Origin of the sequence: Proteus sp. G3927 (assembly GCF_963894685.1) — a bacterium.
Classification (GTDB): domain Bacteria; phylum Pseudomonadota; class Gammaproteobacteria; order Enterobacterales; family Enterobacteriaceae; genus Proteus; species Proteus mirabilis.
The window spans coordinates 109,368-124,540 of record NZ_CAWQGX010000013.1 but is presented as its reverse complement, the minus strand read 5'-3'; the positions used below and the strand labels follow the sequence as shown (position 1 = coordinate 124,540).

General features: G+C 38.0%; 15 protein-coding genes. 11 read left to right on the top strand and 4 right to left on the bottom strand.

The window, feature by feature from the left end; all coding sequences use genetic code 11:
- Positions 1-1,878: a bifunctional glutathionylspermidine amidase/synthase gene (gene gss / locus AACV00_RS05000; protein ID WP_012367498.1), complete on the bottom strand. Its 1,878-nt coding sequence runs from the start codon at positions 1,876-1,878 to the stop codon at positions 1-3.
- Positions 1,879-2,468: 590 nt separating this feature from the next.
- Between gss and AACV00_RS04995 the strand changes: the two genes are divergently transcribed.
- From AACV00_RS04995 to efeB, 6 genes are all read left to right on the top strand, one after another.
- Entirely contained in the window at positions 2,469-2,765 is a 297-nt protein-coding gene (locus AACV00_RS04995; RefSeq protein WP_004245017.1) for a helix-turn-helix domain-containing protein, read from the top strand.
- Between the two features lie 305 nt (positions 2,766-3,070).
- Positions 3,071-3,628, top strand: coding sequence for an iron transporter (locus AACV00_RS04990; protein WP_004245023.1), 558 nt, complete (start codon positions 3,071-3,073; stop codon positions 3,626-3,628).
- Positions 3,629-3,693: 65 nt separating this feature from the next.
- Entirely contained in the window at positions 3,694-4,041 is a 348-nt protein-coding gene (locus AACV00_RS04985; RefSeq protein WP_004245024.1) for a cupredoxin domain-containing protein, read from the top strand.
- A gap of 2 nt (positions 4,042-4,043) precedes the next feature.
- Positions 4,044-4,880: an FTR1 family iron permease gene (locus AACV00_RS04980; protein ID WP_036908341.1), complete on the top strand. Its 837-nt coding sequence runs from the start codon at positions 4,044-4,046 to the stop codon at positions 4,878-4,880.
- Entirely contained in the window at positions 4,870-5,793 is a 924-nt protein-coding gene (locus tag AACV00_RS04975; RefSeq protein ID WP_004245026.1) for an EfeM/EfeO family lipoprotein, read from the top strand. Before AACV00_RS04980 ends, AACV00_RS04975 begins: the two co-directional genes overlap by 11 nt.
- Positions 5,780-7,048 (top strand): iron uptake transporter deferrochelatase/peroxidase subunit, encoded by a 1,269-nt coding sequence (gene efeB, locus AACV00_RS04970; protein WP_036932362.1) that lies wholly within the window; start codon positions 5,780-5,782, stop codon positions 7,046-7,048. The genes AACV00_RS04975 and efeB overlap by 14 nt, the downstream gene beginning before the upstream one ends.
- A 64-nt stretch (positions 7,049-7,112) precedes the next feature.
- Here the strand turns inward: efeB and AACV00_RS04965 are convergent, their stop codons facing one another.
- Positions 7,113-7,802, bottom strand: a complete 690-nt coding sequence (locus AACV00_RS04965) for a helix-turn-helix domain-containing protein (protein ID WP_004245028.1) — start codon at positions 7,800-7,802, stop codon at positions 7,113-7,115.
- 230 nt (positions 7,803-8,032) lie between these two features.
- Between AACV00_RS04965 and AACV00_RS04960 the strand changes: the two genes are divergently transcribed.
- The 5 genes from AACV00_RS04960 (at position 8,033) to htpX (ending at position 13,547) form a co-directional block, all read left to right on the top strand.
- On the top strand, positions 8,033-10,369 hold the full coding sequence (locus AACV00_RS04960; protein ID WP_161679924.1) for a molybdopterin-containing oxidoreductase family protein: 2,337 nt from the start codon (positions 8,033-8,035) through the stop codon (positions 10,367-10,369).
- 2 nt (positions 10,370-10,371) lie between these two features.
- Positions 10,372-10,923 (top strand): 4Fe-4S dicluster domain-containing protein, encoded by a 552-nt coding sequence (locus AACV00_RS04955; RefSeq protein WP_004245030.1) that lies wholly within the window; start codon positions 10,372-10,374, stop codon positions 10,921-10,923.
- 2 nt (positions 10,924-10,925) lie between these two features.
- Positions 10,926-11,738, top strand: a complete 813-nt coding sequence (locus AACV00_RS04950; RefSeq protein ID WP_004245031.1) for a dimethyl sulfoxide reductase anchor subunit family protein — start codon at positions 10,926-10,928, stop codon at positions 11,736-11,738.
- Positions 11,739-11,961: 223 nt separating this feature from the next.
- Complete coding sequence (locus tag AACV00_RS04945; protein ID WP_004245032.1) at positions 11,962-12,522, top strand: LemA family protein; 561 nt, start codon at positions 11,962-11,964, stop codon at positions 12,520-12,522.
- A gap of 59 nt (positions 12,523-12,581) precedes the next feature.
- The gene (gene htpX / locus AACV00_RS04940; RefSeq protein WP_004245033.1) at positions 12,582-13,547 is read left to right on the top strand and encodes a zinc metalloprotease HtpX; all 966 of its coding nucleotides are present in this window, start codon (positions 12,582-12,584) and stop codon (positions 13,545-13,547) included.
- Positions 13,548-13,639: 92 nt separating this feature from the next.
- Here the strand turns inward: htpX and AACV00_RS04935 are convergent, their stop codons facing one another.
- Both AACV00_RS04935 and AACV00_RS04930 read right to left on the bottom strand, forming a co-directional pair.
- Positions 13,640-13,822 carry a DUF2526 family protein gene (locus AACV00_RS04935; protein WP_004245034.1) on the bottom strand — a complete coding sequence of 61 codons (183 nt, stop codon included), beginning with the start codon at positions 13,820-13,822 and terminating at the stop codon, positions 13,640-13,642.
- Between the two features lie 88 nt (positions 13,823-13,910).
- The gene (locus tag AACV00_RS04930) at positions 13,911-15,140 is read right to left on the bottom strand and encodes an MFS transporter (protein ID WP_017628285.1); all 1,230 of its coding nucleotides are present in this window, start codon (positions 15,138-15,140) and stop codon (positions 13,911-13,913) included.
- Positions 15,141-15,173: the final 33 nt, after the last annotated feature.

The window sequence follows — 15,173 nt, the reverse complement described above, 5'->3', positions numbered from 1 at the left end:
TTAATCCGCTAAAAAGTGTTTATCTTCAAGGACAATTAATGGCTCAATATCACTGTCTTTTTTTATCACTAATGTCGGATCAGAGCGTAAGCAACAACCACCATAATGTCCATCTACCGTAAAGGTACAAACCTGAATATATCGGTTAGACACTTTTGGCAAACACCATAATTCTTGATAAATATTTTCTTGATGTTCAAATTGACCACTGGTTTCACCTAATACATTTTCTTGGTGATCAACTAAACCAATATTACTACCACAGCGCCCAGCAATAGGCTTAACCGCATAACCACTCTGTGACAAACGTGGGGTTAAAGTGAACTCAGTATCAAGTAGATAAGGGTTATCTGGGAAAAGTTGCCACAAAATAGGTAATATCGCTTTATTACTTGGAATAAGAGTCCAAAGAGGTTCAAAAACCGTGATTTCAGGGCGTAAAAGGACATCAACTAAACGAACTTCTCCCGCCGGATCACCAATACGAATAGGAATAAGTGACTGTTGTTCACTCTCTTCTCTTAGTTGATCTAACGCGGTTTCCCAAGCCCATGTTTTCCACACACATTCAACAATACGTTTATCACCATCAATTAACTGACCACGACTATTCCAATGCAGCTCTTTTAATCCACGCAGAATTTTGCTGCTATAACCGGCTTTAGTCAGCGCTTGTTGCATAAATCGAGCATGATAATCTTCTTCATTATCATCATCTTGAAGAATATGTACAAATGGCTTCGCATCACTGTGTTTCCATGCATCTGATAACGCATCTAATAGACGTTCACCCGGGTTATAACCTGCTTTAATGCCGCCCTGTTTAGCCCATTTTTCAATAATTAATCCGGCTTCAGTATGGCAAGATGCAGAATCAGCGTTATATTCATACACCTTGATACCACGCTCATCCATACAAAAATCTAACCGTCCAGTGATCATTTGATGACGTCTATTTTGCCATGATAGGCGGATACGGGGCCATAACACTTCAGGGATCGCAAATAAACGCAGTAAATTATCGTCTTTCAGCACTTTTTCCGTTGCATGCAAATACATCAAATGCATTTCATTACTAGCACGTATAAGTTCATGCTCAGCACTTTCTGAAATAGTGAAATATTCATAGCTGTCTTGATTAATCGTATGACCGTGCTGTGCTAGCACATAGGCTTTTTCTAACGGATCGCTTTCATCTAGCCATTTTCCAGCAAATTGCCCCTTATTGGCTAATTTGGCCTCATGAATAGCTAACAATTCAGGGGCAACTTTAGGTTGAGGTAAACTGTAGGCATTAGGTTCTGTTTGGATCATCCAACCTAGCAAGGTGGTATTATCAAAGGTATCTTCGATAAAATAGCCATTATCACTCACTTTAAGCGGTAACTCTCGTGTCCATTGTTGACCTCGCGGTAACCTAGTGTGGATCACATTTTGTTCTGCAATACGGATTTTATCTTCTAATACTTCGGTAATAACCGCCACATGACCGGTGACTTTAAACTCTCCCCCTTCTTGCCAAATAAGCAACGCTCCTACCGTCGGTGGCTGTTTGCTGCCATTTGCAAAAGCTTGCAAGGGTAAAATATCGTCATCAATCGTTCTCCGTAAGAAACGTAACGAGAAGATCTCATAAGCCATTCCCACATCAGTAAAAACAACCCCGTAATGTAAATAGAGAAAACGGCGTGCAAATTCAACACATTGCCACTTATGCCCCATATACTCATTACCAATATAACTACGGAATGAATCATTGGCGGCATAATCTTCTTTATCTATACTGCTGTAATCTGAAGAGTAAATCGCAACACCACCTGGTGCATAACCGAGTAATGTTCCAAATGGTTCATGACGAATGATCTCTTTTACATTCATAATCTCGACCTTGACGATAATTAGGTAATGACTCTGTAATACTTATAATCACCATGTATTATAAGTAACCATCTTAACGCTATCGTCTATCTGATGTGAATGTAAATTTATCAATTTAGATAAAGTAAAAATAATCGAGTTGATTCGATGACATAAAGCTGATTGCGGATTTGACCTGACAAAAAAACTCAAAAATAGTCTGTTATAAATAATATATAACGCCTATTTTTGAGTGTAATCAGTCAAAGAGGTGTTTATCATTTGTTATTCTCCTTTCTTATTTACTCCTTCTCAATCATAAATGCGAGTCTATATAAGTAGAAAAATTGCGTTTATACAATATATAGCACTCTCTATCAAAAAAATGCCGTTTTTCATTCTGCCAAAGTAATTTTTTTTAACATAGGATAAAAAATTAATTATCAATAATAATTTTGTGACTATAAATAATTTACTCAACTAACCGATAACAAAAAGTATGAATTTGACTCATTCAAGTAGGAGAGCTTGAGCTCGTTAAAATTCAGCTTAAAAAACATTGATATTTAATGAAATATTATCAGTAGTTGATAGGAGGAAAGAGGTCACCAATGTCAAAAGTTTATCCTATTTCTCAAATTATTGGACATAAAATTCGCCAACAGCGCCAACACTTGCGTTTATCCGCTAAAGCAGTGGCTGAAAGAGTCGGCGTTAGCCAACAGCAATTTTCACGCTATGAGAATGGGCTATGTAAAATTGATGTTGATATGCTTTTCCTTATTGCTAAAGAATTAAATGTTACACCAACCGCTTTTCTTCCTTCACCGCTTAATGAAGATCCTATCGCTTCTTCCAGCGCTGTCACCCAATCTAAGCTATTTTGGAGCGCACAGAGTCAAATTTAATGATCTAATATGGAAATCAGTGATTGCTTATCTTTGTCAGATAGTTAATAAGATTTCCATCTATTCTCTTTAACACTATGATTTTACTTAGTATTAAAAAGCAAACTTATTGAGTATATTTATCTGTCATTTCTTAATAACAAAATTTTTTCTTTTAAAAAAGAGTTAGTTAATCTTATTTTTATCCTTTCCCACTTCAAATTAAACGATATTTTTCTTACATAAGTTTCTGCTATTTTTGCTATAAATCATGTTAATCTTAATAAGAATAATAACAATTATCATTCAATACATAAGGATTAAACATGAACTCTCGTTATGTGCGTGCTCTCACGTTGTTATCATTAATTCCCACTTCTGTCTTCGCTCTTGAGTATCCCGTAGGTCAACCAATCATTAAAAATGGCATGGAAATTCAAGGTGTCTATCTACAACCTATCACGATGGACACAGAGGAAGGCCATCATGCAATGAAGCACCTACCTGCTGATAAAGCTGATATCCATTTAGAAGCAGATATTCATGCTGTTGAAGATAATCCGAATGGTTTTGCTGAAGGTGATTGGATCCCTTATCTCACTGTTGAATATACCGTGACTAAATTAGATGCACCGGAGAAAAAACAGCAGGGAACTTTTATGGCCATGGTCGCCAGTGATGGTCCTCATTATGGTGAAAACCTAAAATTAGATGGCAACGGCCAATATAACGTTACCTATAAAATTTACCCGCCTTCTTACAATAAAGATGTCGTTTTTGGTCGTCATATCGACAAAGAGACGGGGGTAGCCGCTTGGTTCGAGCCTTTTGAAGTGTCATGGGATTTTAACTATAGCGGTACTGGTCGTAAAGGCAGTTACTAATTAGCTTAATTATTGATAGCCCTGTGTATAGGGCTATCTCCTCTGTTTTGTTAAGTGAAATTTCAATGATTAAACATCTCTATCAATACACGCTATTACTGCTATTAATGATAGCAAGCTCTACTTTAGCCGCAGAAAAATACACCGTTGAATTAGAAATGAAAGAGGGGGAACTGATCCCTCGAGTTTTAAATGTTCCTGCTAAAACTCCTATACGGATCAAAATTCGCAATACTGGTAGTAGCCCCGTTGAATTTGAAAGCACTCAATTACGTAAAGAAAAAGTATTAGCGCCTGGGGCGAGTTCTGTCGTTGTGATTGCGCCTCTAAAACCTGGACGTTACACCTTCTTTGATGATTTTCATCTGTCTCACCCTCAAGGTGAAATCGTTGCGACTGAAAAGGCTGAATAAATATGGGACAAGTTCTATTTGTTGTTTGGCGAGAAAGTTTTGAAGCTCTGCTGGTGGTAGGGATCATTTATGCATGGATAAAACGCTCTCCTACCCCTAAACAAGGTATGAAATATCTCTGGGGAGGAGTAATAGTAGGAATACTACTCTCTATTCTTTTAGCTCTTAGCATTTATGGGGTATTTAGCTCCTTAGAAGATATCTGGCAATCTCTGTTTATGGTTATGATGGAAATCATTGCCTGCCTATTAATTGTTCAGATGGTCTATTGGATGAACAAACAAGGTAAATCACTAAAAGCCAATATCGAAAACGAATTGACACAAAAAACGCAACAACAAAGTGTCTGGGGGATTTTACTGATCATCGCCATTGCCATTGCGAGAGAAGGCAGCGAAGTGGTTGTTTTCCTATCAAGCCATATTATGGCTCTCACAGCACAAACCGCGTTACCTTTCTTGATTGAAGTATTCATTGGCCTATTGATAGCTGGACTAACTCTATGGTTATTTTTGCTAACATCAAAAATGATTTCTTGGCGTAAATTCTTTGTTATTACCGGATTTTTACTGCTTTTCCTCGCCGTTTCCTTGCTATTAAAAGCAGTAGAAGAGATAGCTAATCTACTTATTGAAATGGATATTGAATTACCTGACTTTTTGATTTATCCACTATGGGATCTTAGCCATATTCTGGATGATTCAAGCATTTTTGGTAATTTCTTAGTTTCATTCTTTGCTTATCGCTCACAACCCATCGGTTTAAGTGTTGTTACTTTTATTGTGTTTTGGTTGGTGGTCGCACTTTTATTTAAACAAGGGGATCGTCATGCCAAATAGCGCCCTATTGAAAGGTGATCATATTGTCATCTTGCTATTGATATCGCTATGCTCTTTTTCTGTTTCTGCAAAAAAAATCATTCAAGGCATTACTCAAGATAGTGAAAATATTGTTGTTGCTAAAGGGGATATTCCCACTCCTGAAAAATTTACAACCAATATTCTTAACTACCGGCAGAAAGCTGTTGATCAGTTAACCTTCGTTGAAACTGCATTAAAAAATGTCATTGTTAACAGTGAAAAAAATCAACTGACTGATGCCCAACTCGCCTATCAACAAGCGCATTATCACTATGAGGTGATCCGACCGATTATTGCATTGTTTGGCGCTACTGAACGCCTATTAAATAATCGGGCTGATTTCTTTCTTGAAAGAGAAAACTCGCCCCGTTTTAGTGGATTTCATTTGGTTGAATATCAACTCTTTAAATTAGAGGATATGCAATCGTCAGCCGAGTCAGCCAAAGCACTGTTAAGAGGCATTAGTGATCTAAAAAAACGCTTAGCGATTGAAGATATTCCCATTGCTAAATTAGTGCAATCTGCAGGTGATAGTTTAGAGCTGATTTTAACCGACAAATTAGCCGGCATTGAAAATCAATATGCAAAAAGTGATCTGGGTGATGGGTATGCCAATTTATACGGTTCACGCCTAATCATTGAGTCGCTATCTAACCATATTCCACTTCAGGAATATCAATCACTACGCAAACAGTATGACACTATTAGCAAACTATTTTTAAAATATCAGCGAGATGAAGAACTATTCCAGCCTTTAGATACGCTTTCTGATAGTGAGAAAGCAGTGCTCTTTGCACAAATAACACAATTAGCGGAGCAAGTTGCACAATTACGTAACGTGCTCAATATTGATGTCTATTATTACTATAAAGAAGCATATGGTGAAAAATAAAACTCTGTTTAAATCACTTCTCACAATCCCCGTTAACCACCATAAACGTACAACGTTAAAATGGTTAGGCGGTAGTTTACTGCTTGCCAGTATGGGCGCAAATGCCATCGAAAAAAACAAGTGTTCACCAACACTTCGTTATCAACGTGCTATTAACTACTTAGGAAAACATCAAGCTGGGGTTATCACGCCAGAACAAAAGCATGCTTCATTTATTGCACTTGATTTAACAGTAACAACCCCTGAGGAAGTAGAAAAAATTTTCCGAACCTTAACACAGCGGATTGCTTTTTTAACACAATCTCGTGAACTTAAAGAAAGTCATAATCCTCACCTTCCCCCCGCAGGATCCGGTATTCTAGGTAGCCAATTATACCCTGATGAATTAACCATCACAGTGGCGTTAGGGGATAGTTTTTTTGATAATCGGTTTGGTTTTCAAGCTCATAAACCCAAACGCCTTGAAGCAATGAAACCCTTCCCCAACGATCGCTTAGATCCTAAATGGTGTGGCGGTGATCTGTTACTTCAGCTTTGTGCCAATAGTCAAGAAAGTATCATTTATGCATTAAGAGATATTTTAAAATATCTTTCTGGGCAAGTGCATGCACGATGGAAAATAGATGGTTTTCTACCTGCTCGTGATATTGATAATCAACAAACGCCAATTAATTTATTTGGTTTTAAAGATGGCACAGGTAATGCCCCTGCCACTGACACTCATTTAATGGATGATTTAGTGTGGATCACCGATAAACAAAATGAACCGCAGTGGTGCTTAGGAGGTAGCTATCAAGCAGTGAGACTTATTCGTTTTGCCTTGGAATTTTGGGATAGAACACCTCTTGAAGATCAGGAGAATAACTTTGGTCGTCATCGTGCAACAGGCGCGCCGATAGGAATGAAGCAAGAAATGGACTCACCTGAATTTGCACAAGATCCTCATGGCGACAGGATACTCTTTGATTCCCATATGAGACGAGCTGAACCCAGAACCCCCGAACGTTATAGCGCCAAACTGCGTCGTCGCAGTTATAGCTACTCATTAGGGCTAACACCGTCAGGGCAATTAGATATGGGGCTTGTCTTTGTCTCATTTCAGAATAACCTTAAAAAAGGCTTTATTGATACGCAAAAGCGTTTAAATGGTGAACCGTTAGAGCGCTATATAAAACCTTTTGGTGGGGGTTATTACTTCGTATTACCCGGCGTCACACAAGCAAGCGATATATTAGCTAAAGGACTATTTACTTAATTTTTGCTATTTTCAAATACGTTTACTTTTCCAGTAAACGTATTTGATAAAAATATTCGCAATATTAAGATAAAACATGGCGAATTTTTGCTTTTAATGCATTACCTAATTCTATTTGGTTTTCAGGTTTAATAAATCCCATGGTCAATGCGGCTGCGACCATTTCACCTTTCCTATTAAATACAGGACATGCAATAGATTGAGCCCCAGGAATACCTTCAGCGGGTTGTTGGCGAATAGCAAAACCTTGTTGATGTATACTGTTTTTTTGCTGTATTGATAAATCAGCATCAATTTCTAAATGACTAAAGACTGCATAAGTCGCGCCTGCCGCACTCAATTTATGTGGAACGGGTGTATTTGGCAGAAAATCAATATCGACATGTTTAAAACTACGATTATATCTCACTAAATAGAGCTTCTTACCTTGAGCAATAACAAGTCCTGTTGACATATTATGCTCATCTCTAAATTCACAAAGCCTTTGATTAATTTCATCAACTAAAGAGAGGTTTGTGTGTGTTGCCTCAGCTAGCATTATAATTTTGCTACCTAAACAATACTGCCCTCCTTCACTCTCTTGATAGAGCATGTCACTACGGCAAAGAGACACTAAATATTTATGTAGACGACTTTTTGATAGTGAGCATGCCTTAGCTATCTCAGAAGAGCGTGCAGCACCTCCTTGAGATGCTAAAAACTCTAAAATAGTCACTGCGATATCAACAGAGTTAACCCCTTGAGAATTCTGCATTTATTTCTCCACGCCTAAGCCGTTATTTATCTTTATTTATGACGATAATTGTTTGTTCTTTTTTTATTCATTTTTATAGTTATTCACACTAAAAATTTTATGAAAAATAAGAATATAAATCATTTTCTGTTGATTATCTTCTTTATTTATCCTTGAATGATCTAACTCAAGTTTATTATTAATGAACTGAGTTTATATATAGTTAACATTGTTATGTGTGAGAATGTCCTATGTATAAAAATAAACAGTGGGAATTAGATAGAAGAACGCTATTAAAAGGAATGGGAGCTATTGGTTTGGCAGCTCTTTCCCCTAATGCGTTTAGCCTAGCTAATGAAAATAAACCCATATTTAACCAGAAAACTCGGATAAAATTATCTGAATATCAAACTTTTCAATCCACCTGTGCAATGGAATGTCTCCATTGTAACCTAACCGCTTTTACTCATCAGGGAAAACTAATCAAAATTGAAGCTACAGAAGGCTTTAATGTCAAATGTTGTTTACGAGGAATTAGCCGAACTAAATGGGTATATCATAAGGATAGACTCACTACACCTTTGCTACGTGTTGGCGAAAAAGGTAAGGCTGAGTTTAAACCTATTAGCTGGAATGACGCTTTAGATCTTATCGAAAAAAATATTCGAGAAACTATCGATAAATATGGCAACGAAGGGCTTTTTATTTCTACTCACGCTGGAAATATGGATTCCATCAAAAACGATATGGGTAAAGCCTTTTTCGACTATTTAGGCGGTTCTACAAAACAAGCCGGCTCTTTATGTTGCTCTGCGGTTACTGCAGCTATGATCCCTATGGTTGGCCTACGCTATGCAGATACGCGTGATACGGTAAAAGATAGCCGTTATATTCTATGTTGGGGCAATAACCCAGCAGTAACTATGCACGCCTACTTTAAAAATTATAATCAGGCTCGCCGTAATGGCGCCAGAATGGTAGTCATTGATCCGCGTTTTAATGAAACCGCAGCCAAAGCTGATGAGTGGATCCCCATTATTCCGGGTACCGATACCGCCCTTGCATTAGGAATGATCAAATTAATCATTGAAGAAAATCTTACAGATAAACCTTTTTTGCGTGCCCATACCGGAGCGGTGTATTTAGTCGATGAACAACAAAAACTACTACGTGATTCAGCTAATGATAAAGATAGCTATTTAGTCTTTGATACCCTAACTCAGCAAATTGTTCGCCATGATACCCCCAATATTGTACCGGCGTTAACTCATGATGAACTGCCAAATAAAATAAATTACACCACCGTTTTTGAACAAATCTATTTGCAAGCTAAACCCTGGACTATCGAAAAAACCAGTAAAGAAACAGATATTCCACAAGAGACTATTATTCGTTTAGCTCGAGACTACGCGACAATAAAGCCTGCAATGATTGTACAAAATATGTCTGGCGCACAACGCACTGAATTTGGTGCCTATGTTGCAGCAAGCCAGTTTTATCTTGCTCTATTAACCGGCAATATTGGTAAGAAAGGCGCGGGTATTTGTGATGCCGGTGGCGTGCGTCAGATGGCAAAATTTAATCCTATTATTCCCCCTGCACCAAATGTTAAACCCATTAATCCTATTCCTGTTGCAAAAGTGGGTGAATGGATAGTCAACGAAAGACCCCACCCGATTAATTTCTGGTGGATCATGACGATGGGGGTGATGACACAATTACCCAATACCAATATGGCACGTAAGGCGCTAAAAAAAGTTCCTTTTGTTGTTGTAGCCGATAATTTAATGTCATCAACAGCGCTTTATGCCGACTTAGTACTTCCAGTGACAACCATTTTTGAAGATACAAGTTTAATGGCCGGTGTGCGTAGCCAATATGTTCAATTAATGGAAAAAGCCGTTGAACCACCAGGAGAAGCAAAGCCTGATTATTGGATTTTTGCCCGTCTTGCTGAACGCTTTGGTTTCGGTGACGTATTTAATCAACCTATTGAGCACTATATTGATACTTGCCTCGCGGGATCAGGTATTACGCGAGAAATGCTAGAAAAAGGGCCTGTACGACCAGTAGAAGGCGATTGGATCCCATTTAAAGACGGAATATTTCGTACATCAACCCAAAAAGCACATTTCTTTATTGAAGAATGGCAAGATAAAAACTACTCCCCTATAGTCACTTATTATCCAGTAAAGGAATCGACAACAGGCTCCCCTGAATTAGCAAAAAAATATCCGTTAATGGCTGTGCAACGTAAGCTAGCACGTAGTGTTCATTCAAGCCATGGGATGAATGAATGGATTTTAGAAGTACAGCGTAATCAACCCAATATTTTAATACATCCTAATGATGCGTTATCTCGTGGAATAAACAATGGTGATTGGGTGTTTGCTTTTAATGATAGAGGTGAACATAGAGCAATAGCCGTTGTCACCACACACATAAAACAAGGTGTTGTTTCTCTTGATAATGGTTGGTGGGAACAACAAGGGGGGAGTAGTAGCCATGTAACAAATGACCATGTTGAACCTTTAGGTAATGGTCATTGTTGTAACAGTACCCTAGTTAATGTGAGACGGGAGGCATAATCATGGCTAAAAAACAGTATGGTTTTCTGATTAATAGTAAAGATTGTTATGGCTGTCGCACTTGTTCGATGGCTTGTAAATCAGAAAATGTTACCCCTCCTGGAGTCTTGTGGCGTAGAGTACGCGAATTCAATGAAGATCTGCCCAATGCGCAAGCTTTTATCACTATGTCCTGTAATCATTGTGACGATCCACAATGCTTAAAAGTATGCCCTGCCGATACTTATACTAAGCGAGCCGATGGGATTGTGATACAGGATCATGACAAATGTATTGGTTGCCAAATGTGCATTATGGCATGCCCTTATAATGCGCCGGTTTACGATCCTGTAGAAGGGAAGACCAGTAAATGTAATATGTGTGCCGATAGAATAGACGAAGGCTTAAAACCTCGCTGTGTTGAATCTTGTCCAACTGGTGCCATTGAGTTTGGCGAAATTGAAGATTTGCGCCAAAAACATATCACAAATTGGGCATTATTAGAAAAACGTTATGGGGTTCCTGATCATACCATCAGTCATCCTAATATTGTCATTATTGGTATGGAGGATTAACCATGCATGATTATCAAATGCCTTTGGTTCTATTCACCGTAATGAGTCAATGGGGGATCGGTGCCGTACTTGCCTTATCTCTTTATCAATGGCAAACACAAAACTCCGCCATGTTAAGCCCCAAAGCGTTACGTACAACGATTGCCCTTATTTGGTTAATTGAAGTAATTGGTTCTTCTATGTCAATGGGACACCTAGGCGATCCTCTCGGCGCTTATCGCTCAGTACTTGGTATTGCTCACTCATGGTTAAGTCGTGAAGCTATTGCCTTTGTTATGTTAAACGGTTTAATTTCCCTCTGGGCATTAGCAAGTTGGCTACAACCAAATAAAATACGCCGTAATAGCCTACTAGGTCTGTTCTGTGGCCTTATTGGCTTACCCGTTATTTTAATAACAGCACAAATTTATTATCAAATGCAAACACATGCGTTATGGCATACCCCCGCAACACAAATAAGTTTTATTGGTACGGCCCTATTATTGGGTTTTGGCTCTGTTATTCCTTGGTTACAGTTGCAAGGTAAAAAAACCATTCATACATTGCATTTCGGTGCTTTTATCGGCTTACTGTTAGTATTGATGGGATTAGTAATACGAGTTCAAATTTCAGGTGCTAACGTAGCGAGCTTATTGTTATGGTGGCAAGTCATCGCCAGTTTAATAATAGGATGTGTTATTATCACACTATCTCGTAGCTCTTTGTTTACAAAGGCTTTAATATCAATTATTACTATTTTTATCCTTTTTAGCGGTGAAATCGCCGGCAGAATGCTATTTTATGGCAATGTGATGTCCCAATCACCTTGGTTTTAATTTTTATTTTCCCTAACATGAGTCCTATTTATTTTGCCCCAAATTTATTTGGGGCTTTTTTATACTTCAAACAACATTCTTTTTAAGATATTAAGTGACATATCAATATTCTTTTTCTCTTTGATGAAATAATCATCTAGCTATCTTGAATAATAATAGGCAAAATTAACATCAATGAGTTAGCTAAATTCCCTGTTTATTATTAGAAAAGAGAGCGCTTCACATGACTGGATTAATTATTACCATCGCGTTATTGGGTCTTATTTTTTATTATTACAACCGTATTATCTCTATGCGTGAAGCGGTTATCTCAAGTGAAACAGAAATATCGGTACAACTCGACCGTCGTGGTAAAGTGTTTGATAGCTTATTAGCTACAGTAAAAAAATATCTTAGTCATGAAGCCGATGTTTTTACTAAAATCACCGAATTAAGAGCTAAAACACAAAGTAGCAATAACCAAGAAGCAAAAGCGGCAGAAGATGAGCTATCAAAAATTGTTTCAAGTGGTGCGATTAATGTCGCTGTTGAAAACTATCCTGAACTAAAATCAGATACTATCATGGCTAATTTACAAGAAGAGATTGTCTCAACAGAAAATAAACTCTCTTTTGCTAAACGTGGCTATAACCGTACCTTAGAGCAATATCGTGCGTTTATCGCCTCTATCCCTGCGGTATTTATTGTGAAGATTTTTCCAAGTCTCGTGATTAATAAAGAATACTGGCGTCTTGATGAAACAGCGATTAAATCAGAAGAAGCGCGCCGTATTAACTTTGATTAACACCACGCACCATAGCTTATACATAAAATAATACGGTAGATATTATTGGAGAATAATAAATGGATTTCAGAAATGTACTGCGAAAAAATGCCATTCGCACTCGGTTTGTGATAGTCACCTATTTACTATTAATGCTAATGATCGGCTTATTAGTTGATAGCGCGATAGGTGCCAATCCTCATTTAAGTTTAATTGATAATATGCTGGCATTTCTGACATTCCAATCACTGCCTATTGCTTCATTGATTATTGTTGCCATTTCAATTGTGTTGCTGATTATTGTTCACTTTAAAGGGCATAAAATCATGTTGACGGGCATGAAAGCACGATTAATTAATTCTGAAGAGCCATTAAATGCCCAAGAGCGACAATTATTAAATATCGTGGAAGAGCTTAGTTTAAGTGCGACTTTGGGCTATATCCCTAAGCTTTATATTTTAGATACACCAGAAGCCAATGCCTTTGCTGCCGGCTGGTCTGAAAAAAATGCCTTTATTGGTGTCACTCGTGGGTTATTAAATCAACTTAATCGCCAAGAAATACAAGCCGTATTAGCCCATGAAACAGGTCATATTATTCATGGTGATACCCGTTTAACACTGTATGTGGGTATTTTAGCAAATGTTATTTTAACGGTAACAAATATCTTTGGTAGCCGCTTATATATAGCCTCTGGTAACCGTGGTGGTAAAAGTAATGATGCCGCCAGTAAAGCACGATTGATTTTAATTGTACTCAACGTTGTTTTACCCATTATTACTCAAGTGCTCTATTTCTATTTATCGCGGACACGTGAATATATGGCAGATGCGGCAGCGGTTGATCTCACCCAAGATAATCAATCAATGATCAATGCACTAAAGAAAATTGCAGCACAACACGAAACTGAAAATTTTGAAGATGGCTCTACAGGACGAGCATATCGCAAAGCAGCCTTTATTTTTAATAAGGGAGACTCTCTTTTTTCAACCCATCCTTCGATTGAAAATAGAATAGCAGTGCTCGAAGGAAAAAAGACTTTTTAAACCAACAGATTAAAACAAAAGCGTTTATCCATTATTATGGAATAAATACATGAAATAAACGCTTTTTGATTATTCTATCATTATAAGGTTGCTTAGCGCTGTTTTTCACCATGATGAAAAATAGCCGTGCGTAGACGCTCTTGCTGTTCATAACGCTGAGCAAAAGCTATTGTGTTATCTTTACCTAATTCCACCAGCAATTCATTCATCGTTTGTATGCTAGCACTGGCAATGGCCTCATCAACCTGCTTAATCACTTCCTCATAATGAGACATAATTATTCCTCTTTTCCTATAAAATACTTATTAGCTATCATATAACAAGAAAGGAGACGTTCTGTATTTTTAGTCATAAAAAAAGTGATTAAATGGAATTAAGTGGTCTATTTTTGGTTTCTTTACCTAATAACATAACCGCTAGTATCGCTATCACAATGGAAAGGCTAAAAATAAGAAAAATAGTGCTTATGTCAAATTGATATTGCACTAAATAGCCTACCATCAGTGGCCCTAATATTCCGCCAATACGGCCTATTGCCGTCGCCGTTCCAGCGCCTGTAGCTCGTATACCATCAGGATATTGTTCTGGGGTATAGGCATATAATGCCCCCCACGCACCTAAATTAAAAAATGATAACAACATACCGAACACTAATAGTGTGGTTGTGGAATCGGCTACGCTAAAATAGTAAGCGCTAATCGCGGTGCCTGCTAAATAGGTGATTAACACAAATTTACGACCATAACGTTCAATAAACCATGCTGCGGTAAAATACCCCGGTAACTGAGCGAGTGTCATGATCAACACATATTGAAAGCTTTTAATTAAACTAAAGCCTTTTAACATTGCGACACTCGGTAGCCATAAAAAAATGCCATAATAAGAGAACACCACACAAAACCATAATACCCACAACATCAGTGTTGAACGGCGATATTGAGGTGACCAAATCAATGCCATTGATTGGCGAAGAGATAAACGATTTTGTAATAATGACTGTGTGGAACTGGGTTCTGGTAACTTTGAACGCAAATAGAGTGCATAAACTGCGGGTAGTGCGCTCAATAACATAGCCATACGCCAGCCATAATCAGGAATAATAAAATACGCTATTAACGCGGCAATTAACCACCCTACCGCCCAAAAACTCTCTAATAAAACAACAATACGACCACGCTCATGAGCTTTAACACTTTCACTCACCAATGTAGAAGCAACGGGTAATTCTCCGCCTAAGCCCATACCAATAAAAAAGCGTAAAATTAATACCACCATTAAGGAGCTTGCTAATGCGGTTAAACCGCAACCAAGGCTAAATAGCAGCAACGTTAAGATAAATACCGGTTTACGACCTTTTCTATCGGCCATAATGCCAAAGACAAAAGCACCTACGGCCATACCGATAGAATTAATACTGCCAATCCAACCTAATTGCGCTGCTGTTAATCCCCAATCTTCTTTTAACGCCGTTAATAAAAAGGCGAGAAGCCCCACATCCATTGCATCGAAAGTCCACCCCATTCCGGCAATACATAACAATTTACGACGAGAAAGTACCGTTGGTTCTTTTGCTGTTTCGCTTGCCACTGCCATGCTTCTATCCTTTACCATCCCAAAGTTATTTGT

What these genes read in the sequence shown, in the direction of transcription:
- AACV00_RS04990 (WP_004245023.1), top strand. Translation starts at nt 3,071, where the DNA reads ATGAACTCTCGTTATGTGCGTGCTCTCACGTTGTTATCATTAATTCCC.
- AACV00_RS04965 (WP_004245028.1), bottom strand. Translation starts at nt 7,802, where the DNA reads ATGCAGAATTCTCAAGGGGTTAACTCTGTTGATATCGCAGTGACTATT.
- AACV00_RS04950 (WP_004245031.1), top strand. Translation starts at nt 10,926, where the DNA reads ATGCATGATTATCAAATGCCTTTGGTTCTATTCACCGTAATGAGTCAA.
- AACV00_RS04995 (WP_004245017.1), top strand. Translation starts at nt 2,469, where the DNA reads ATGTCAAAAGTTTATCCTATTTCTCAAATTATTGGACATAAAATTCGC.
- htpX (WP_004245033.1), top strand. Translation starts at nt 12,582, where the DNA reads ATGGATTTCAGAAATGTACTGCGAAAAAATGCCATTCGCACTCGGTTT.
- gss (WP_012367498.1), bottom strand. Translation starts at nt 1,878, where the DNA reads ATGAATGTAAAAGAGATCATTCGTCATGAACCATTTGGAACATTACTC.
- AACV00_RS04985 (WP_004245024.1), top strand. Translation starts at nt 3,694, where the DNA reads ATGATTAAACATCTCTATCAATACACGCTATTACTGCTATTAATGATA.
- AACV00_RS04960 (WP_161679924.1), top strand. Translation starts at nt 8,033, where the DNA reads ATGTATAAAAATAAACAGTGGGAATTAGATAGAAGAACGCTATTAAAA.
- AACV00_RS04955 (WP_004245030.1), top strand. Translation starts at nt 10,372, where the DNA reads ATGGCTAAAAAACAGTATGGTTTTCTGATTAATAGTAAAGATTGTTAT.
- AACV00_RS04930 (WP_017628285.1), bottom strand. Translation starts at nt 15,140, where the DNA reads ATGGCAGTGGCAAGCGAAACAGCAAAAGAACCAACGGTACTTTCTCGT.
- AACV00_RS04935 (WP_004245034.1), bottom strand. Translation starts at nt 13,822, where the DNA reads ATGTCTCATTATGAGGAAGTGATTAAGCAGGTTGATGAGGCCATTGCC.
- efeB (WP_036932362.1), top strand. Translation starts at nt 5,780, where the DNA reads ATGGTGAAAAATAAAACTCTGTTTAAATCACTTCTCACAATCCCCGTT.
- AACV00_RS04945 (WP_004245032.1), top strand. Translation starts at nt 11,962, where the DNA reads ATGACTGGATTAATTATTACCATCGCGTTATTGGGTCTTATTTTTTAT.
- AACV00_RS04980 (WP_036908341.1), top strand. Translation starts at nt 4,044, where the DNA reads ATGGGACAAGTTCTATTTGTTGTTTGGCGAGAAAGTTTTGAAGCTCTG.
- AACV00_RS04975 (WP_004245026.1), top strand. Translation starts at nt 4,870, where the DNA reads ATGCCAAATAGCGCCCTATTGAAAGGTGATCATATTGTCATCTTGCTA.